The organism is Azospirillum sp. UFLA03-27 (genome assembly GCF_059803775.1).
Genome location: NZ_JAUQTX010000126.1, coordinates 1 through 19,093, shown reverse-complemented (window position 1 = coordinate 19,093; position 19,093 = coordinate 1). Strand labels below are relative to the sequence as shown.

Sequence of the window (19,093 nt, the reverse complement as noted above, 5' to 3'; positions counted from 1 at the left end):
CGGCATACGAGATAGCTGTTATAGTCTCGTGGGCTCGGAGATGTGTATAAGAGACAGCCTGGGAGATTCGAATGAGCGACTTCGCCATGGACCATGTCCGCGCCTTCATCGCCAAGACCCGCGTCGCCGAGATGACGGCGAAGGGCTGGCGTGTTGTCGGCCCCGGCGAGGAAGGCTCCCTGCTGATGGAAGGGCCGCAGCTTGGCGGCGCGCCGGTGCGCCTGTCGGCCTTGGTCAACGACCTGTTCGACGATCTGGTCGCCCAGGCCTTGGAACGCGCCGACCGCATGGACCGCGCCGCGGGCCGGCTGCCGCGCGCCGCGTAAGGAGCTAAGCCTGGCGCACCGGGCCTCGCAAAGGATGTACTCCGCCCGGCGGGACGGCCTGTTAACGCCCCGCCGTGGCGGCTTAAGGCTTGCGGACGCCGCCGTTAAGGCTCCGCTTCCCTCCCGCCTATGCCGGTCCGGTCGCTACGACCTTCGACGGAAGTCCTTGAAAAGTCTCACAGGCTCAGAAAAGCGCCCGCTTGTTTAAAGAAAAGTGGTAATCCTTACGGGTAAAATCTCCCTATATTTGTCGGTTGCGGGATTACCCCTCAAGACACCAGCCCCGCAGGGCCCCCGTTAGTAAGTCGTTAACCGGGACATGGCCAAATAGAGACATCACGAACACACAAGACAAAACGGAGTTTTAAAATGCTGATCGCCACCACCACCGAACAGATTACCTCGTCCTCTCGCGTTCACATCGCCCTGGTCGATGAGTTCATCCAGCTGGCGCTGAACCGGATCGACGGCCAGAACGACCCCTTTGTCCGCGAAAGCCTCGCCGACCTGCTGTCCACCCTACGCGAGGAGCGGTCCGGCTACCTGGACCTGCTGAACGCTGCGATGCCGGCCAAGGCCGCCTGAGGGTCCCGCAGGACCAAGGCCTAAGTACCGCGTGGTGGCGATGAGGTCGGGGCCATGAACACGCCCCGACCGTCAGCCCACCGGAACAGAACAGCGCTTTCGTTCCCTCAAACCTCATCCGCCTGCGCGGCCAGTGCCGCGATCGCATCGCCGGTGAGACGGTAGGGAAGCCACTCCTCCATTTGTTTGAAGCCGATGCGCAGATAGAAATCGCGCGCCGGGTTCCAGTGCAGCACATTCAGGTCGACACGGCGGCAGCCCCGCTCGTCCGCCAGTTTCGCCACCGTCGCCAGCAGCTTGCGGCCCACGCCATAGCGCCGCGCTTCCGGGGTGACGTAGAGATCCTCCACGAACAGGCCGGCCCGCCCTTCCCAGGTGGAATAGTTGCGGAAGCACAGCGCGAAGCCGACGGGTTTCCCGTCCAGTTCGGCGATCAGCGCCTCGAACACCGGACGCTCCCCCCAGCCGTCGCGCCGGAAGTCCGCCTCGCTCGCCTTTACGGCGTGGGGTTCGTTTTCGAACACGGCGAGTTCCCGGACGAAGCGGAGGATGGTCGGGCAATCGGCCTCGATGGCCGGACGGACGGTCACGGTGGGCATGGCAACTCCAGGTCTCACGATGGCGCGACGATAGCCGCGCCGGCCATACGGCAACAACCGCTTTGCCATCGCCCCTGGGCGGGCCTAGGCTGCGCGCCATGCGGGACATTCAGACCATCGGCGGCTTTTCCATCCGCGAAGCCCGGCCCGGCGAGCGCCACGCCCTGATGGCCCTGGTCGCGCGGATCGACGCGGAAAGCGATTTCCTGCTGCGCGAGCCCGGCGAGAGGCCCTTCTGGGCGCGCGACCTCGCCGCCTTCCAGGCGTCCGGCAACTCCACCATCTTCGTCGCCGAGGCCGCCGGCAATCATCCCGCGGACCTTGTCGGCTATCTCAGCGCCCATGGCGGGCGGTTCCGCCGCAATCGCGGCGCGGTGACCCTGGCGGTCGGGGTGCGGCGCGACTGGAACGGGCGCGGCGTCGCCACCGCGCTGTTCGGCGCGGCGGAAACCTGGGCGCGGCGGACCGGCGCGCACCGGCTGGAACTCACTGTGGCCGAGAGCAACAGCCGCGCCCTGTCCCTTTACGAACGGCTCGGCTTTCTCAACGAGGGGCTGATGCGCGACGTCCTTCGCGTCAACGGCGCGTGGCGCAGCGAGCGGCTGATGGGCAAGATCATCGGGGCGGACGGAATTCCCGAATGGCCCGCTCCGGCGCCCGACCCGACCGTCGTGGCGCCACGCCAAGCGCGGATCGGACGGCTGGAGATCCGCCCCGCCCTGCCGGCGGACGCCGCCGCCTACCTCGCCTACGACCACGCGGTGCGGAGCGAAACCCACTTCCTGATGCGCAGCGCCGCCGAATCCCTGCCGGACGTTGCGGCGGCCCGGCGCTTCCTCGCCGAACAGAGGATCGGCGACCGGACGGCCACCCTGCTGGCGATCGCGGACGGGACTATCGCCGGGTCGCTGTCGCTGTGGACCGGCGCCTACGCCCGCACCGCGCACGAGGCCAGTCTGGGGCTGGCGGTGCGCCGGGACTTCTGGGCGCTGGGCGTCGGCGGACGCCTGATCGCCGCGGCCGACCTCTGGGTGCGGGCGCGGCGGCTGCACCGGCTGTCGCTCTGGGTGTTCGGCCACAATGGCCGCGCCCGGCGCTTCTACGCCAAGCACGGCTTCCAGGAGGAGGCGGTGGCCCGCCGCCACAGCCTGATCGACGGGCGGCTGGCCGACCAGCTGTCGATGGCCAAGCTCTATGGAGCCAAGCCGTAAAGGAAGGGGCGCTACGCCACCCCCGCCGCTGCCGCCGTCCCTCCCGCGACCAGTTCCTCGAAGCGCGCCAGATAACGTTCCGTCATGCCGTCCAGCGAGTAGCGGGCGCGGGCGACGGCGCGGCAGGCGTCGGGGTCCAAGCCCTCGCAGTCCTCGATGGCGCGGGCCATCTCCTCGGCGTCCTTGACCAGGAAGCCGGTGACGCCCGGTTCCACGAGGTCGGCCAGGGCTCCGGTCGGGAAGGCCACCACCGGGGTGCCGCAGGCCAGCGCCTCCAGCGCCGCGACGGGGGTCGGCTCCGACATCAGGCTGGGCGCCAGCAGGCAGCGCGCCGCCCCCAGCATCCAGCGCTTGCGCCCGAAGCCGATCCGCCCGAGGAAGCGGCGCTTGGGGTCCAGCCGGGGCCGGATCTCCTCCTGAAGGTAGCGCTGCTCCTCCGCGCCGCGGGACAGGCCGCCGCAGAGAAGAAGCTGCATGTCGATCTGCCGCGCCGCGTCCAGCGCGATGTGGAAGCCCATCTCCGGCTCAATGTCGCCCAGGCAGACGGCGAAGCGGCGCTTCGGCACCCGGATGTGCAGGCGGTCCACCGCCACCCCGATCTCCAGCGGCGGCAGGAACGTCAGCCCCGGCGAGGCCCCGCGCACCTGCGCGGCGGACACCGGCTGGAGGTGCAGCTTCGCCCGCCGCGACGCCAGGGCCTCCGGCCGGTAGCGGTCCAGCGGCTCGTAGAGCGTCGCCAGGACTGGCACATCCTGCGGCGGCAGCAGGGCTTCGAAGTCCCGGACATGGAGGTGGACGAGGTCGGGTGCGTGGTCCTCCACCGCTCCGGCGACCACGGTGGCGACGCGCCTCAGAACGGCCGCCTGCGCCCGCTCGTCCGGCACCTGCCCATGCGCCCCGCCATGGACGCGCGCCAGCGGAATGTGCGTCCCGGCCACCGCCGAATCCTCCGGCGCGATGACGATCGAGCGGTGCCCGGCGCGGACCAGGGCGGCGTCGATGGCGCCGGCCACCTGCTCCGCCGTGCCTTCGTTTTCCGGATCGGCGCCGATCGGGGCAAAGGGCGACGCCACGGTGAGAATGGTCAATGCCATCGCAGCGCCTCCAGGAAAGGAAGGCCTGAAGGGGCGCCGACGCTCGGGTGACGTTCTCCTGCCGGGCTGTTCCTACGCTTCACCGCTTCGTTCATCCCATGTCCCTGTGGTGTTATTCATTGGAACTTATTGTCTGACGCACGCCCTTCTTTCTCTCCGACATCTTGGCGGCCCGGAGAACAGCCGGAATCGGGACAGTCCTGCCGCGATAGCTCCCTCTTTGTTTTCTACGAAAAAGGGCTTCCGGTAACCGGGGTATTGGAAGTGGATCGACTCGCGAAAGGGATAGCCGTCCTGCACCGGGTTGCCGACCTCGGAACCGGGAACCCGACCGGACGGCCAGAGCGCCCAGGGCGGCTTACTTCCAAGAGAGGCAAGCCGGGCAACCGGGGAACGTCGGATCAATCATCGCCGCCCCCCTTGATGTCGAGAATGGAGCGCAACTCCCGCACGCGCCGTTCCGCCGTGTGTTCCTCCAGAACGCGCGACCGCGCGCGCTGGGCCAGCGTGGAAAGATGGCCGCGCGGCAGCATCAACGCCGTGGTCACGTCGTCGGTCTCCCGCGCGACCAGGATGTCGCGCCCCGGCTCGAAGAAGGCGCCGATCCCCTCCCATTCGTCGGAGATCACCGGAACGCCGCAGGCCGCCGCCTCGAACAGCCGGACGGACGGGCACCAGCCCATCGCCTTCAGGGACCGGCGCGTCACGTTCAGCGTCAGGGTGGAGGAGCAGAAGAAGGCCGCGTGCTCCGCCGGAGGCAGATGCCGGACGCGCTGGATGTTGGCCCCCCAGGACGCGTCGTCCGGATAGCCGCCGCCGGCCAGGACGAAGCGCCGCCGTCCCAGCCGCCGGGCCGGCTCAATGAACAGCGCTTCCAGCGCCGCCTTCCGGTCCTCGACCCAGGCGCCGAGGTGGCAGAGGTCGCCGAGATAGCGCCGCACCGGATCGGCGGGACGGTGCAGGTCCGGGTCGACCCAGGCGTAGAGCGGCGCCACGAACCGTGCGCCCAATTGCGTCTTCAGCGCCTCCAGCGCCTGCCCGCCGGTGCTGCTCAGCACGGTGTCGAATCCGCCCAGCCCTTCCGGCGGCAGATAGGCCGGCCGCTCCCCCGTTTCGGAGCGGGACAGGGTGATGTGCGTGTCGAGGTCGTAATAGACGGTGCGCTGCGCCTTCGACCCCAGCACGAGGTGGGAGGCCGCCGCACCGTCCACACAACCGGAGGTCACCATCGCCACGTCCGCCTCGTCGGCGTGACGCTGCGCCACCGCCGCCACGTCCTGCCAACGGTCGTAGAGCAGAAGCTCCCCGCCGGAGATGTCCCACAGGTCGCGGTGCTCCGCCCGTTCGGGCGTGTCGCGCTCCAGGAAGACGACGCGGTTGCCCCGCCGCGCGAGGGCCTTGACCAGCCCCCGCCATAGGGTGGCGTGCCCATTGCCCCAGGAGGAGCTGATGGATTGTCCGAAGATGATGATTTTCATGATGTTGGCGCCATGCCTCCGCCCCCGGGCCTCCATCCCGATGGCCCTTCCGGAACAACGTGCCCCGTCCGATCGTGTTCCGGCCGCCGGAACCGCGCGGAGGGGGTGCCCCAAGGATCCGCCGTCGCGGCCGGCAGCCCGGTTCCCCCGCCGGCGCTGCAAGCTTTGCGTGTCGATTGCAAAAACGACCCAACGATGAACAAATTTGTATAAAAATGTCGTTTAACCACCTAAGCGGGATATGAGATAGTAAGTTCGTGAAAAAATAAAATCATTCACTTGTGTGACAACCGGTCGTCAAAGTTCAAAAAAACAATCCCAACGCGAAGGACACATCATGCGCAAGGCTCTTTTCACCGCCGCGCTTGCGATGGCAAGCGGGATGGCTCTGTTCAGCACCCCCGCCGCCGCCTGCAACGACGAGGCGTACATCGGCACCGTCTGCACCTTCGCGTTCGACTGGTGCCCCCGCAATTACATCCCGGCCGATGGCCGGACGCTGGCGGTCCGCGAGTACCAAGCGCTGTTCTCCCTGGTCGGCTACCGTTACGGCGGCAACAACGCGGACATCTTCGGCATCCCCGACCTGCGCGGCCGCGCCGCCATCGGCACCGGGACCGGCCCCGGCCTGACGAACATCGCCATCGGCGCCAAGGTTGGCCAGCAGGAGCTTCTGCTGTCGGCGGCCCAGGTTCCGCTGCAGCCGCACACCCACACCGCCACCTTCACCGGCACGGGCGGCGGGTCGGGCGGCTCGACCACCGTTCCCTTCACCGGCACCGTCAGCCTTCCCGTCACCACCGGCGGCAGCCCGGTGTCGGCCCCGACCTCGGGCACCGTCTATCTCGGCGACACCTCGATCAACGACGGCGGCGCCGGCTTCACCATGAACGGGCCGTACAACACCAGCGGCCCGGCCCCCAGCACGGCCGCCAGTGTCGCCGGCACGGCCAGCGGCACCGTCACGGTTCCCAACACCGGCATCACCGGCGGCACCGTGGCGGTCGCGCCCGCGGCGGCTAACGCCACCCAGAAGGTGTCCACCCAGTCCCCGGCGATCGGACAGACCGTCTGCATCGTGGCCAACGGCCTGTACCCGAACCGTCCGTAACAGGTTGCGGCCACAAAAGCCCCCCTCTCAACGCTGAGGACACATCATGCGCAAGACTCTTCTCTCCGCCGCCTTTGCGATGACCAGCGGCTTGGCTCTGTTCAGCACACCCGCCGCCGCCTGCAACGTGGAACCGTACATCGGCACCATCTGCACCTACGCGTTCGACTGGTGCCCGCAGGGCTATGTCATCGCCGACGGCCGGACGCTGACGGTCCGCGAAAACCAGGCGCTGTTCGCTCTGATCGGCTACCGCTACGGCGGCAACAACGCGGACCTCTTCGGCATCCCCGACCTGCGCGGCCGCGCCGCCATCGGCACCGGGACCGGCCCCGGCCTGACGAACATCGCCATCGGCGCCAAGGTTGGCCAGCAGGAGCTTCTGCTGTCGGCGGCCCAGGTTCCGCTGCAACCGCACACCCACACCGCCACCTTCACCGGCACGGGCGGCGGGTCGGGCGGCTCGACCACCGTTCCCTTCACCGGCACCGTCGGCCTTCCCGTCACCACCGGCGGCAGCCCGGTGTCGGCCCCGACCTCGGGCACCGTCTATCTCGGCGACACCTCGATCAACGACGGCGGCGCCGGCTTCACCGTGAACGGGCCGTACAACACCAGCGGCCCGGCCCCCAGCACGGCCGCCAGCGTCGCCGGCACGGCCAGCGGCACCGTCACGGTTCCCAACACCGGCATCACCGGCGGCACCGTGGCGGTCGCGCCCGCGTCGGCCGGCGCCACCCAGAAGGTGTCCACCCAGTCCCCGGCGATCGGACAGACCGTCTGCATTGCAACCCAGGGCCTGTACCCGAACCGTCCGTAACACCGTTGCGGGTGGCCTCGTCCCACGGGATGGGGCCGCCCGTCGGTGCGCTCACCAGTAGGTCATGGCGTCGGCGTAGAGGCCGCGCAGGTCTTCCTCCGTCACCGGGCGGGGGGCGATGGTCAGCAGCCGTTGCTGCGCCATCGCGCCGCGCACCAGATCCGGAATGTCAGCCGCGCCGTAGCCGAGCGCCGACAGGCCGTTGGGCAGATGGGTGGCGCGCATCATGGCGATCAGCCGGGCGGCCAGTATGGCGCCGCCGTCCGCCGGGGACACGTCGCGCACCTCCGCCCCCAGCGCCTCGGCGGCGCGGAGATGGCGCTCGGGCTCGGCGGAACCGGTGAAGCGGAAGGCCGCCGGCGCGTTCAGCACCACCGAGATGCCGTGCGGCACCATCGGGTTCGCCTTCTCGTAGCCGCGCGCCGTGAAGCGGTGGTTCATCCCGGCGACGGAGTAGGACATGGCGTGCGGGATGTGCACCCCCGCGTTGCCGAAGGCCAGTCCGGCCAGAGTCGCCGCGAACATCAGGGCGTCGCGCGCCTCCTCGTCCGCCGGGTCGTTGACGGCGCGCTCCAGATACTGCCCGCCGAGCCGGATCGCCTGCAGGCTGCCGATGTCCGACCAGGGGTTGGCGCCCTGGTAGGGCGGCCGCGGGTTCGCCGCGTCGGGCTTCGGGCGGGAGCGGTAGGAGCGCGCGGTATGGCTCTCGATGGCGTGGGTCAGCACGTCGAAGCCGGTGGAGGCGATGACGCCCGGCGGCAGGCTGTCGATGGTCGCCGGGTCGACCAGCGCCAGATTCGGGCGCAGATAGCGGGAGGAGATGCCCGTCTTCACCCGCATCTCCACATGGTCGAAGATGGCGACGCCGGTCGTCTCGCTGCCGGTGCCGCAGGTCGTCGGGCAGGCGATGTGCGGCTTGACCGGACCCGGCACCGGGCGCCCCTCGCCCAGCGGCTTGTTGACGTAGGCGAGGAAGTCCGCCGGGTGGGTGGCGTAGAGGTTGGCCGCCTTGGCCGTGTCGATGACCGATCCGCCGCCGACCGAGACGTAGCCGTCAAAACGGCCGTCGCGGGCGAAGTCCGCCGCCTCCAGGAAGGACGCGCTGGTCGGCTCCACCGCGCAGCGGTCGAAGACGGCGACGTCCAGCCCGGCCGCCTTCAGCGAGTCCAGCGCCGCCGCGAAGGGCGCGATTTCGGCCACATGGGGGTCGGTGAACAAGGCCACCCGGCGCATGCCCATGGCCTTGGCGTCGTTCCCCGCCTCCGCCAGCATGCCGCGGCCGAACTTCATCGACGCGGCCTCCACCGTGAAGCCGCTGTCGCCGTTCGGCAGGATGGGATGGGCGATGGAACTGGTCATGGCTGCGGGCCTCCCTGGCTTGGCTTTTCTGCGGCTTGGCTTTTCTGCGTTCGTTGCCATCATCGGAGCGCGAGAGGGGGGCGGATGTCAACCCGACCGTTCGCTCAGGCGATTGTTTGCCCTCCCTGCGGTGCGGTGCCCTGGAGCCGGCGGTAGAGATAGCCGACGCCGATCAGGCTCAGCCCCAGCCCGAGGAAGGAGGCGACGCGGTAGAGCCCGCCCAGCTCGGCCATGTCGCTGAGGAAAACCTTGGCGACCACCGCCAGGATCAGCGCCATCGCGGCGTGGCGCAGCCAGCCCAGCCGGTACCGCAGGGCGGCGACCAGCATCAGCACCGCCGCCACCAGGAAGCCGACGGAATAGCCGTACCATTCGGCGTCCGGCAGGTCCGGGCCGGAGAGGACCGGTCCCTGGAAGGCGTGTCGGATCTCCAGCGCCAGATTGGTGCCGAGCAGCGCCAGAGGCAGCAGCGCGACCCACGGGCGCAGGCGGGCCGGCAGGGGCTCCACCCACAGGAACAGCAGCCCGAGCAGGGCCGGAAGACCATAGGCGAGCAGCAGCGTGTTCGCCACCGGCCACGCGCCCACCGCCTCGTCGCTCCACAGCGGGTTCAGGGCAACGAGATGCAGCGCTGCCGCCTGAAGCGCCGCCAGCCCGGCCAGGATGCGCCGCCCCCACACCGCCACGGGCCGCGTCCGCCAGCGCCGCCCCGTCGCCAGCAGCAGGGCCAGCGCCAGCCAGACCAGCGTGTGCAGCGCCACCTCGCGCAGCGTGTCGGGCGGCTCGTCCAGCGTGCCGCGGGTCAGCGCCTGGATGCCGAGCGACAGCAGCAGCGTGACGAAGGCCAGCCCGCCGGCCTCCAGCAGCGCGACCACCCCGTCATCGCCCCTGCCGTCCGGGGCGGAGCGCAGCCAATGGGCGGCCAGGAAGAAGCCCGCCGCCGGCAGGCCGTAGCCGTAGACGATCCAGCCGAGCCCGTCCTCCCCATACTCAAGCACCGACGGATTCAGCGCCAACCGGACCAGGACGGCGCCCGCCACCAGCAGGATCACCGCGCGCAGCGAGCGCAGCCCCATCCGCCGCTCCAGCCACGCCAGCACCGGCACCTGGGCGGCCAGCGCCACGGTCAGCCAGGCCTCGCGCAGCATCATGACCGCGCCGAGGCTGAGCGCTCCAGCGGCCCCAGCGGCGAAGGCGGCGAGCCCAAGACCGACGCCCGGCTGGTGGCGGTGGCGGGCCAGCGGGCCGGTTCCGGCGACCAGCAGCGCCGCCAGCGCGAGGCTCGCCACCGGCCACAGCGTGTCGGCCTGCGGCGGGTCCAGCCGCCAGTAGGCGAGCGCCAGAAGCACCACCGGCATCCAGGCCGCCAGCGACGACCACAGCGCCGCCCGCGTCGACCGCCACAGGGCGATGAAGCCGCACATCCCGTAGAGCAGAGCGAAGCCGCCCACGGCCCACTGGAACCGCCCGGACTGGAACGGCAACCCCGCGCCCGGCGATGGAACGATGGGATGCCCGTCGGCGGTGGCGGCGGGCGGCGGCAGCGGCCAGCGCGGCACCGTCCAGCCGGCGAAGGCCAGCAGAACCGCCAGCGCGCCGATCCAGGCTATACCGGCGATCCGCTCGACCCGGCGACCGGCAGCGATACAGAGCAGCCCGAACAGGGCCAGCATCACCAGCGATCCAGTGCGGTGGCCGTCCACGGTGACGAGCATCGCCATCAGCAGGCCCAGCACCGCCACCGCCGCCACGGCCAGACGGTCGGCGCGCGGGCGCCCCCTCCAGCGCAGCAGGTCGAACAGGGTGGTGCGCGGCATCGCCTCGACCGGCCCGGCCAGCAGGGCCGGCATCAGGAACAGCCCGGCGGTCAGCAGCAGGTAGGTCCCGATCGGCAGGGCGTCGCCGGGGTTCCAGCCGCCGACGTACCAGACCGGCACCCAGCCCGCCGCCCCGATCAGCGTGCCCAGCCCCAGCCAGCGCCAGCCGCGCCACAGCACCACCGTCATCCCGGCGCCGGACAGGGCCAGAAGATAGGCGAACAGCCCCCAGGCCGATCCCCCGATGGACGAGACCAGAAGCGGCGTCGCGAAGCCGCCGAGCAGCCCCAGCGCCGCGATGTAGGGTCCCTGGAGCAGCGACAGCGCCATGCCCAGCGCCGCCAGCCCGCCGAGCAACGCGAAGGCGACCGGCGGGGCGAACAGGTCGTAGAGCACATAGCCGCCATAGACGCTGGCGAAACCGGTGAACAGCCCGGCCGCGGTCAGGGCCGGGGGCACCGGATCGCGCCCACCCGGCTCCGGCCCTCGGCCGCGCTGCCGCAGCCATTCGCCGCCGACCATCAGCGCCGCGGCGGACAGCAGGCCGAGCGTGACGCGCACGCCGGGGCCGAGCCAGCCCTGCTCGATCGACATCTTGATGAAAAAGGCCGCCGCCAGGGCGACCGTGGCCCCGCCCAGCCAGATCAGCCAGCGCCCGGCCAGCGCGTCCTCCAGCCGGCTCCACACGGACAGCGGGGGTGGAGAGGGCTCCGGGAGCGGTTGGATCGGCGGCGGCTCCAGCGGAGCCTCCACCATGACGGCGGTGTCCGCGGCCGGAGCCTCGACCGGCGCGGCCTCAACCGTCGCCGGCCCCTGCACCCGCTCCAGCGCCTGCCGCAGCCGGGCGATCTCGCGCTCCTGCGCCGTCAGCCGGCGGTTGAACCGGTGGGCGACGATGGCCCCGATCAGCACCAGAAGAATGACGTCCATGCCCGACCGCCCCGGCTGCGCTTGCGTTCGCGCAACGATAGCGGTCAGGCGCCGGGCTTGTCTCTCTGACCTGTGGAGGCACCCAAACGGCTCATCAGCGTCAGCGCGTCGTCGACCGCGTGGAAGTCCGCCGTGTTGTCGAAGACGCACCAGACCGGACGCTCCCGCGCCTCGTCGCGGAAGCGCCGGGCCAGCCGGTCCAGCACGTCCAGCGGGTAGGCGCTGCGGTACATCACCGGCGAGCCGTGCAGCCGCCAGTAGCGGAAGCCATCCCAGCCCGCCGGCTCCGCCGCCGCGGGCACCGGAGCCGGATCGGCGGCGGCGCGGGCCACGGCATGGTCGACCAGCAGCCGGTCCGGTTCCGCCGCGAACCAACTCGGGTGGCGCGGCTCGCAGACGACGAGGCCGGCGAAACGCTCGCGCAGGGTCGCGAAGAAAGGACCGGCCACCGCCGGCTCGAAGCGCAGCGTCGGCGGCAGTTGCACCAGCAGCGGCCCCAGCCGGTCGCCGAGATGGCCAACCTCGTGCAGGTAATGCTCCAGCGGGGCGGCGCAGTCCTTCAGCCGCTGTTCGTGCGTGATGGCGCGCGGCAGCTTGACCGCGAAGCGGAAGTCCGGCGGCGCCGAGGCCGCCCAGCGCTCCCAGGTCTCCGGCTTGTGCGGGCGGTAGAAGCGGCTGTTGACCTCCACCGTTGGGAAGACGCGGGCGTAGCGCTCCAGATGCGTGCCCTCCGCCGGGAAGGCCGGGGCGGAGGGTTTCGGGATGCTCCAGCCGGCGCAGCCGATGCGGATGGCGTTGATGGTCCCTTCGGCCAAGCCTCTGCTCTCCATGGGCGCGTGGGTTGCCGCCTTAGAACAGCGTCGGCTGCCGCTCGTCCCGCATTGGAACGCCACCGGCGTGGTCGGCATCCGCGATCAGCCGGGCCATCTCCCGACGCGCCTTCTCCGCCTCGTAGCCGCCGCGATAGCGCCCGATGAAGCCCTTCCGGCAGGCCCGGCTGAAGCGCTGCGACGCGGTTTCCCAATCGTCGCCGGGGCGCAGCCAGCTCACATAGGTGGTGCCGGTCCGCGGGTCGGTGCGCAGGTAGCGGCCATGCCCCTTCGGACCCCGCACCCACTGGCCGGGATTCAGGCGCAGAGCCCCCCGCGCCAGCAGCAGGGACACCTGCGGGGTGAGTTCGATGGTCGGAAAATACGGCATGGCGAACCCTCTCGGCGGCGCGCCGGGGGGCGGGCCGCGAACGTCTCGTCTCTGGTTTCGGAATGCTCTGGATATGGGGATTTCTGCCCGTTTGTTCAAGTTTTGTTCACGGTCAAGTCCAGGCTGTCTGGGCGCCGCGTCACTCCGTCGGATGACAAAATCCGACACGGATTTCACGGACTCGGACACGGATTTCACGGATTTCTGAAAACCCGCAAGCACACCGCTGGTCGAGCCGAGTGACTCCGTGAAATCCGGTTTGATCCGTGCAATCCGTGTCGATTCTTGCCCACCTTCCCCGCGCGTGGCGGATGAGCGTTGCTTCCGGCACCGGAACTTGTCCGTTGAGTGAAAGGGCCGTCCGTCCTAGGCTCCCGCACAGCCTTTCCCTGTTGGTCACGAGAGCGCATGCGCCCCCTGCTGTCCCTTCCCGTCCGCCTTCTGCTCGCCACCACGATCCTGGCCGGTTGCCAGACGACGGGCGCCCCGCCCGTGTCGGCGACCACCACGTCCGGAACCGCGAAGGCGACGGCCGCCGCCCCGGCCAGCGTGGCCCCGGTCCAGCCCGCCGTCAGCTTTGCCGACTGGCTGAAGTCCCTGCGCGCCGAGGCGCTCGGCCAGGGCATCCGTGCCCAAACCTTCGACCGCGCCTTCGCCAACGTGAAGCTGTCGGACCGGGTGGTCGAGCTGGATTCCTCCCAGCCGGAGTTCAACCGCCAGCCCTGGCAGTATCTGGACAGTGCGGTCAACGACCGCCGCATCCAGGCCGGGCGCCAGCGCATCCAGGACAACGGCGCGCTGCTGCGCCGCATCAGCCAGCGCTCCGGCGTCCCGGCGGAGATCCTCGTGGCCTTCTGGGGCGTGGAGACCGACTTCGGCAACTTCACCGGCGGCTTCTCCGTTGTCGACGCGCTGACCACGCTGGCCTATGAGGGCCGCCGCGCCAGCTACTTCCGGACGGAGCTGCTGGCCGCCCTGCGCATCCTCGACAGCGGCGACATCCCGCCCGAGCGGATGAGCGGGTCCTGGGCCGGCGCCATGGGCCAGACCCAGTTCATGCCGACCATCTTCCTCAAGCACGCCACCGACGAGGACGGCGACGGGCGGCGCGACATCTGGGGCAGCCTGCCCGACGTCTTCGCCTCCACCGCCAAGTTCGTGCAGGCCAACGGCTGGCGCACCGGGGAGCGCTGGGGCGAGGAGGTCACCCTGCCCGCCGGCTTCCCCTACGAGCAGGCCGAGTACAACATCTCCAAGCCGGTGTCCGAATGGCGCCGCCTCGGCGTGCGACCGGTCAACGGCGGCGAGTTGGGCGGCGGCGAGGAGGAGCGGGCCGCCGTCCTGATGCTCGCCGGCGCGCAGGGGCCGGCCTTCCTGGTCCGGGAGAATTTCCGGGCGATCATGAAGTACAACCCCTCGACCAGCTACGCGCTGGCGGTGGCGCTGCTGTCAGACCGTCTCGCCGGCCGCTCCGGCGTGCAGGGAAGCTGGCCCCGCCACGAACCGGCGCTAAGCCGCGACGAGCGGATCGAGCTTCAGGAGCGGCTGGCCTCGCTGGGCATGGAGCCGGGGACGGCGGACGGCATCGTCGGCGCCAACACCCGCAACGCCGTGCGCCGCTTCCAGCAGTCGATCGGCGCCGTGCCGGACGGCTTCGCCACCAAGACCCTGCTGGAACGGCTGCGCCAGTCCGCCGCTCCCGTCCCGGCGGCGGGCTGACGGCCCGCGATGCTGGCGGCGGCAAAGGGTTGGGCGCGGCGGATCAAGCGCGATGTGATCGCGCTCTATCTGGCGGCGCGCGACCCGCGGACGCCGTGGTATGCCCGTGTGGCCGCCGCCGCGGTGGCGGCCTACGCGCTCAGCCCCATCGACCTGATCCCCGACTTTGTGCCGGTCCTGGGCTATCTGGACGACCTGCTGATCGTGCCGCTCGGCATCCTGCTGGTCATCCGCCTGATCCCGGCGGCGGTTCTGGAGGAACACCGCGCCACCGCCGCCCGGCTGGCCACCCGGCCGGTCAGCTACGCCGCCGCCGCGCTGATGGTCGGAATCTGGCTGGTCGCCGCCGTCGCCCTGTTCCGGTGGCTCGAACCCTACATCGCGGGCTGGCTGGGGTAGTCGCGCGGGCGCCTGGCCCTCACTCGCCCAGCAGATGCAACGCCAGGGTCCGCTCGTGGGGCCGGCGGCGGTGCTCGAACAGGTAGATCCCCTGCCAAGTGCCCAGCGCTATCCGCCCCTCCAGCACGGGGATGGACAGTTGCACCGTGGTCAGGGCGCTGCGGATGTGGGCGGGCATGTCGTCCGGCCCTTCCAGAATGTGGTCGTAAAGCTCGGGGCCTTCCGGCACCAGCCGCTTGAAGAAGCGCTCCAGGTCGCCGCGCACGCTCGGGTCGGCGTTCTCCTGGATGACCAGAGAGGCCGAGGTGTGCCGGCAGAAGACCGTCAGCAGACCGGTCTCCATGCCCTGGGCGGCGACCCAGCGGGCCACCGGCTCGGTCACCTCGACCAGACCCTGGCCGCGGGTTTGGGTGGTCAGCGTCGTGACGGCCTGCCGCATGTTTGTCGCCCTCCGTGCTCGATTGCGCGTCTTGGAAGCGGGTCATCCATACACCAAATCGCTTGGCGTTCCCGACCAACAACAGGTGATCCATGGAACTGAACGGCCAGTACCGGATTCCGGCGGCGCGCGAGCGGGTCTTCACCGCGCTCTGCGATCCCGCCGTGCTGCAACGCTGCATCCCGGTGCTGGAGGAAATGGACCGGCTGTCGCCCACCGAATACACCGCGCGTGTGCGCGCCACGGTCGGGCCGCTGAACGCGCGCTTTGCCGGCAACGTCCGGGTGGCGCCGGAGGACGCGCCGCGCTTCTACATTCTCTACGCCGAGGGCAAAGGCGGCCTCGCCGGAGCGGTCAAGGGCGAGGCCCGCATCACGCTGGAGGAGGTGGACGGCCACACCCACCTGTCCTTCACCCTCGCGGCGGCGCTGGGCGGGGCCGTCGGCCGGCTGGCGGTCAAGCTGGTCAAGGCCAAGGCCGACCGCGTCATCGACGGCTTTTTCGAGCGCTTCACGGCCGAGGTCCTGAACGGCTGAGGCGGATGCCGGACAGGCCTCGACAACGCACCCGCAAAAAAAACCACTTCGCAGTTGCGGGAATTTGATCCACCATCATGGTCATGACCGAACAACCCCCCGATGCGGGAGTTCGCCGAACATGATTGCCGACACCGTGATTGCCCATATCGCCGATCCGGCCCTGGCCCTCTCCATCCATTCACCCGCCGATGCACTGGACAGCCTTCCGGACGGCCCAGCCCTCGACCGGCTGCTGTTCACCCGCATCCTCGGGTTGGCCGCGCAGCATTCCGGCGGCGTCACGGCGTCCCTGGGACTGCCCCGCGGCGCGCTGGCCGAGCTGATCCGGCGGCACGCGGCGGGCTTTGCCCATCTCCTCTCCACCCTGCCTGACGACAGCGGCGAGGACGCCATCGAGGAGGAGGATCTGCGGGCCTTCCTGCTCGACCACCGCGCCGCTGGGACCGTCGAGGAGGAATGGCTGGCCGCCATCGTCGCCCGCCGCACGCTGGGGCCGAATCACCTTTGGCAAGACATGGGCTTCGCCAACCGGCGGGAACTGAACGCCATGTTCCGCCGGCACTTTCCGTCGCTGGTCGCGCTGAACAGCGGCGACATGAAGTGGAAGAAGTTCTTCTACCGGCAGCTCTGCGAGCGCGAGGGGCTGATGCTCTGCAAATCCCCGAACTGCGAGGTGTGCGACGACTTCAGCGCCTGCTTCAGCGCGGAGGACGGCGACCCGCTGAGCACCCTGGCCCGCGTGGCCCGTGGCGAGGGGGCCTGAACGAAGGGGCGTCAACAAAGATGCGCTGCCGGTGAAGAAAGCCGCTTGACCGAAGCGTCGTCACCCGTTAGATAACGCCACCCGCCAGACGGAAGGCCAAGCAAGGCCCGATGAACGGCAGGTCTCCGATGGTCGCGTCAAGCATCAGCGGAAGGGTGGCCGAGTGGTTAAAGGCAGCAGACTGTAAATCTGCCCGCGTAAGCGTACGCTGGTTCAAATCCAGCCCCTTCCACCATCTGACGCGGCCGGTTCATGACAGGTTCATGGCCGGCCGTTTCCTTTTCCAGACAACGCTGAACCGTTGCCGCATCCGCGCGCCATATCAACGTGGCTGCGCTCCCAGATCCTCGAAGATCAGGCCCTTGTCGGTGCGGGTGAAGCGACCCTTGCCGTTCACCGTCATCACTGTGGCACCCGGCTGCGGCGCAAAGGTCGCCGCGTAATAGCAATCATACTGCTTGTCGTCCGGCTTCGGGGCGCCGTTCCGGTATTTGGTATCGACGCAGCCCTGCTTGCGGAAGCCCTCGAAACCGCGGAAGCCGCCCTGCCCCTGGCCGTCCAGTGCCCGCCTGGTGTGCGTTTCCACCAGCTTGCGCATGTCGGACTCGCCCGGCTCCCCCGAACAGGCGACCAGCGGCAGCACCGCCAGACCGCACAGCACCGCACGCCGCACCACGCCCCCCATCCTCTTCCTCACTTGCCGGCCAGCAGACGGTCCACCCGCTCCTTCAAGGCACCGAAGGACGGCGGCTTCACGACGAAGCCGTTGACACCCAGGGACATGGCCTTCTTCACGATTTCGGATTCCGTGTGGTTGGTCAGGAAGACCACCGGCGTGCGGCGGTTCCGCACCTCCGCGCTGGCCCGCAACTCGGCCAGGAACTGGAGGCCGGACACCGGCTTCATGTCGATGTCGCAGACGATCACGTCCGGGGTGGCGCGGATGCACTCCCGCATGCCGGTCTCCCCGTTGTCGGCCTCGGCGATCGAGCGGAAGCCGATCTGCGAGAGGATCTGCATGATGGTCCGGCGCACGAAGGGCTGATCTTCGATGACCAGAATGCTGTACTGCCCGTAATCGACCGGCTTCCTGTCCATCGCGGCACCCTCCTTCGCCCGAGCCCGGGAACTGGCCAGGGAGCTGGTCAAAGAACTGGCCAAGAACCGGTGGACCCAGCCCATGGTCGTACAGCCGAACACTGATAATGCGACTCCGCTGAACGAGCAACCAAAGGACGGTTACAACTTTTAAAGAATGGCGGATTTCCGGCGGCATGGAACGGCAAAGGGCCGCGCGGAACCGCACGGCCCTTGGTTATCCGCATGAATCGAAGGCACCTCCGGCGATCGCCCGACCCTACCGCCGGCTGGGACCCTGCAACCCCAGGAGGGAGGAAATGACGCCGGCGACGAACCGGCGCTCTGGGTGCAGTTCATGCACCGCCACCGCGCGCCCGGCAAAGGACAGGGCCGCTTTCGCCATGCCCGCCGGGTCCGGGCAAACCTCGCCGTCGATGCGGAAGCGCGTGACGGTCTTGGTCAGCTCGTGCATCGCCGTCAACGGCGGGATGCACATCAGGAAACGGGCGCTGGCGACCGGCGTGAAGCCGCAGCGCTCGAACATGGTCTGCACGGTCACCGGGACACCGTCCGGCCCTTCGGTCCCAACCTGATAGCGGAGCAAGCGCTGCGCCCGCTCCTCCACCGCCTCGGACCAGCCGGCGGTGGCCGTAATCATAGGGTTGATCAAACCTGCCTCCAAATGCACCAGCCACGGGCCGCGCAGGCGCCAGGGACGTTAGATCGTTCGCCAGGCGAACAAGGTCAAGAAACATCCCGTATGATGGAAACCTGCATCCGTTTGCTTACAAAGCAATTGGTGTGCCAGCGAAGGGCGGCTGCGACGCAGGGCCGCCCCTTCCCTTCGCCGGGTTCCTGCATCGCTTTGAAACTCCATCTGGTCAGCCTGTGGCGTCCGTATCGGCGCCGGAACGGCGCCACGGGATTCAACAGCGCAGCGACCGTTCCGGTGCCGCAGGCTGGGCTCCCCGCGCAACCAGGACATGTCGTATATGCGACAATCTGCCGCCCATTTGGGCACAGCGTGTCGCTGCTCCGCAACCGACAGCCTGGAAGCGATGATCGGGAGCCTTGCACGCGCGCGAATCGTTATGTCCGCGAAAACAATTCCTGTTCTGCGCTGTTGTCACCTGAAGCATGCGGATTCAAGAGCCGGAAGTTGTTGTGCGGCGGTGAGCGGGGGCCATCGTGGAGACATATATGCCGAAACATGCCGACTCGGATGAACCGGACAGGGGTGGATCAACCACCGGCAAGGCGTTGCGGGACAGCCTGGAAGCGCTGAACCGCAACCTTGCCGAGGGGGTCCGGACCGCGGATCGTCTGCAGCGCGACGCAAGCCGTCTGGTCGAGGAAAGCGCGCGTCTGGCCGCCGAACTGGTCGAGCAGCGCCGCGAGATGGGGCGGCTCCGCGACCGGCTTCACCGCGCCGAAGACCGCCGCACCGCTCGGGAGGAGGAACTGCGCCGTGCCCATGAGACGGCGGAGCGCGCCGACCGGGCCAAGGCGCGCTTTCTGACCGCCGCCAGCCACGACCTGCGCCAGCCGATCCAGGCGGCAGCGCTCTATGCCCACATTCTGCGACTGTCTCTTATACACATCTCCGAGCCCACGAGACTATAAC

The 19,093-nt window shown here is 69.4% G+C and carries 21 protein-coding genes and 1 tRNA gene; 11 read left to right on the top strand and 11 right to left on the bottom strand.

Features of this window, described 5'->3' with window-relative positions:
* Positions 1-71: 71 nt before the first annotated feature.
* Together Q4I23_RS18905 and Q4I23_RS18900 are read left to right on the top strand one after the other, a co-directional pair.
* On the top strand, positions 72-326 hold the full coding sequence (locus Q4I23_RS18905) for a hypothetical protein (protein ID WP_174451900.1): 255 nt from the start codon (positions 72-74) through the stop codon (positions 324-326).
* Between the two features lie 369 nt (positions 327-695).
* Positions 696-911: a hypothetical protein gene (locus tag Q4I23_RS18900; RefSeq protein ID WP_014239900.1), complete on the top strand. Its 216-nt coding sequence runs from the start codon at positions 696-698 to the stop codon at positions 909-911.
* Between the two features lie 107 nt (positions 912-1,018).
* Here Q4I23_RS18900 and Q4I23_RS18895 read toward each other — a convergent pair whose 3' ends face one another.
* Complete coding sequence (locus Q4I23_RS18895) at positions 1,019-1,510, bottom strand: GNAT family N-acetyltransferase (RefSeq protein WP_498527202.1); 492 nt, start codon at positions 1,508-1,510, stop codon at positions 1,019-1,021.
* 98 nt (positions 1,511-1,608) lie between these two features.
* On the opposite strand from Q4I23_RS18895, the gene Q4I23_RS18890 reads away from it, so the two are divergent.
* On the top strand, positions 1,609-2,721 hold the full coding sequence (locus Q4I23_RS18890; protein WP_498527201.1) for a GNAT family N-acetyltransferase: 1,113 nt from the start codon (positions 1,609-1,611) through the stop codon (positions 2,719-2,721).
* An 11-nt stretch (positions 2,722-2,732) separates the two neighbouring features.
* Here the strand turns inward: Q4I23_RS18890 and Q4I23_RS18885 are convergent, their stop codons facing one another.
* Together Q4I23_RS18885 and Q4I23_RS18880 are read right to left on the bottom strand one after the other, a co-directional pair.
* Positions 2,733-3,815, bottom strand: a complete 1,083-nt coding sequence (locus Q4I23_RS18885; protein WP_498527200.1) for a glycosyltransferase — start codon at positions 3,813-3,815, stop codon at positions 2,733-2,735.
* Between the two features lie 401 nt (positions 3,816-4,216).
* Positions 4,217-5,293, bottom strand: coding sequence for a CgeB family protein (locus tag Q4I23_RS18880; RefSeq protein ID WP_498527199.1), 1,077 nt, complete (start codon positions 5,291-5,293; stop codon positions 4,217-4,219).
* A gap of 337 nt (positions 5,294-5,630) precedes the next feature.
* On the opposite strand from Q4I23_RS18880, the gene Q4I23_RS18875 reads away from it, so the two are divergent.
* Both Q4I23_RS18875 and Q4I23_RS18870 read left to right on the top strand, forming a co-directional pair.
* Entirely contained in the window at positions 5,631-6,404 is a 774-nt protein-coding gene (locus Q4I23_RS18875; RefSeq protein ID WP_498527198.1) for a phage tail protein, read from the top strand.
* A gap of 46 nt (positions 6,405-6,450) precedes the next feature.
* A complete protein-coding gene (locus tag Q4I23_RS18870; RefSeq protein ID WP_498527197.1) occupies positions 6,451-7,224 on the top strand; it encodes a phage tail protein in 774 nt (257 codons plus the stop codon).
* A gap of 51 nt (positions 7,225-7,275) precedes the next feature.
* Here the strand turns inward: Q4I23_RS18870 and Q4I23_RS18865 are convergent, their stop codons facing one another.
* The 4 genes from Q4I23_RS18865 to Q4I23_RS18850 form a co-directional block, all read right to left on the bottom strand.
* Positions 7,276-8,583 carry a hydroxyacid-oxoacid transhydrogenase gene (locus Q4I23_RS18865; protein ID WP_498527196.1) on the bottom strand — a complete coding sequence of 436 codons (1,308 nt, stop codon included), beginning with the start codon at positions 8,581-8,583 and terminating at the stop codon, positions 7,276-7,278.
* Between the two features lie 104 nt (positions 8,584-8,687).
* Complete coding sequence (locus Q4I23_RS18860) at positions 8,688-11,330, bottom strand: DUF2339 domain-containing protein (protein ID WP_498527195.1); 2,643 nt, start codon at positions 11,328-11,330, stop codon at positions 8,688-8,690.
* Positions 11,331-11,374: 44 nt separating this feature from the next.
* Positions 11,375-12,145: a DUF72 domain-containing protein gene (locus Q4I23_RS18855; RefSeq protein ID WP_498527194.1), complete on the bottom strand. Its 771-nt coding sequence runs from the start codon at positions 12,143-12,145 to the stop codon at positions 11,375-11,377.
* A 34-nt stretch (positions 12,146-12,179) separates the two neighbouring features.
* Complete coding sequence (locus Q4I23_RS18850) at positions 12,180-12,530, bottom strand: hypothetical protein (RefSeq protein ID WP_174438133.1); 351 nt, start codon at positions 12,528-12,530, stop codon at positions 12,180-12,182.
* 408 nt (positions 12,531-12,938) lie between these two features.
* Between Q4I23_RS18850 and Q4I23_RS18845 the strand changes: the two genes are divergently transcribed.
* On the top strand, positions 12,939-14,249 hold the full coding sequence (locus tag Q4I23_RS18845; protein WP_498527193.1) for a lytic murein transglycosylase: 1,311 nt from the start codon (positions 12,939-12,941) through the stop codon (positions 14,247-14,249).
* Between the two features lie 9 nt (positions 14,250-14,258).
* Positions 14,259-14,648, top strand: a complete 390-nt coding sequence (locus Q4I23_RS18840; RefSeq protein WP_454017986.1) for a YkvA family protein — start codon at positions 14,259-14,261, stop codon at positions 14,646-14,648.
* Positions 14,649-14,667: 19 nt separating this feature from the next.
* On the opposite strand, the gene Q4I23_RS18835 is transcribed toward Q4I23_RS18840, so the two are convergent.
* Positions 14,668-15,087, bottom strand: a complete 420-nt coding sequence (locus Q4I23_RS18835) for a secondary thiamine-phosphate synthase enzyme YjbQ (RefSeq protein ID WP_498527192.1) — start codon at positions 15,085-15,087, stop codon at positions 14,668-14,670.
* Between the two features lie 92 nt (positions 15,088-15,179).
* On the opposite strand from Q4I23_RS18835, the gene Q4I23_RS18830 reads away from it, so the two are divergent.
* The 3 genes from Q4I23_RS18830 to Q4I23_RS18820 all read left to right on the top strand — a co-directional run bounded on the left by Q4I23_RS18830 (position 15,180) and on the right by Q4I23_RS18820 (position 16,624).
* The gene (locus tag Q4I23_RS18830) at positions 15,180-15,623 is read left to right on the top strand and encodes an SRPBCC family protein (protein WP_014239881.1); all 444 of its coding nucleotides are present in this window, start codon (positions 15,180-15,182) and stop codon (positions 15,621-15,623) included.
* A gap of 121 nt (positions 15,624-15,744) precedes the next feature.
* Positions 15,745-16,389 (top strand): nitrogen fixation protein NifQ, encoded by a 645-nt coding sequence (locus Q4I23_RS18825; protein ID WP_454017984.1) that lies wholly within the window; start codon positions 15,745-15,747, stop codon positions 16,387-16,389.
* Between the two features lie 149 nt (positions 16,390-16,538).
* A tRNA-Tyr gene (locus Q4I23_RS18820) sits at positions 16,539-16,624 on the top strand.
* Positions 16,625-16,711: 87 nt separating this feature from the next.
* Here Q4I23_RS18820 and Q4I23_RS18815 read toward each other — a convergent pair.
* From Q4I23_RS18815 to Q4I23_RS18805, 3 genes are all read right to left on the bottom strand, one after another.
* Entirely contained in the window at positions 16,712-17,074 is a 363-nt protein-coding gene (locus Q4I23_RS18815) for a hypothetical protein (RefSeq protein WP_454017983.1), read from the bottom strand.
* 8 nt (positions 17,075-17,082) lie between these two features.
* Positions 17,083-17,487, bottom strand: coding sequence for a response regulator (locus Q4I23_RS18810; protein WP_014239878.1), 405 nt, complete (start codon positions 17,485-17,487; stop codon positions 17,083-17,085).
* A 259-nt stretch (positions 17,488-17,746) separates the two neighbouring features.
* Positions 17,747-18,127 (bottom strand): hypothetical protein, encoded by a 381-nt coding sequence (locus Q4I23_RS18805; protein WP_454017982.1) that lies wholly within the window; start codon positions 18,125-18,127, stop codon positions 17,747-17,749.
* A 542-nt stretch (positions 18,128-18,669) separates the two neighbouring features.
* On the opposite strand from Q4I23_RS18805, the gene Q4I23_RS18800 reads away from it, so the two are divergent.
* On the top strand, positions 18,670-19,092 hold the full coding sequence (locus Q4I23_RS18800; protein ID WP_498527191.1) for a hypothetical protein: 423 nt from the start codon (positions 18,670-18,672) through the stop codon (positions 19,090-19,092).
* The last annotated feature ends 1 nt before the right edge of the window (position 19,093 follow it).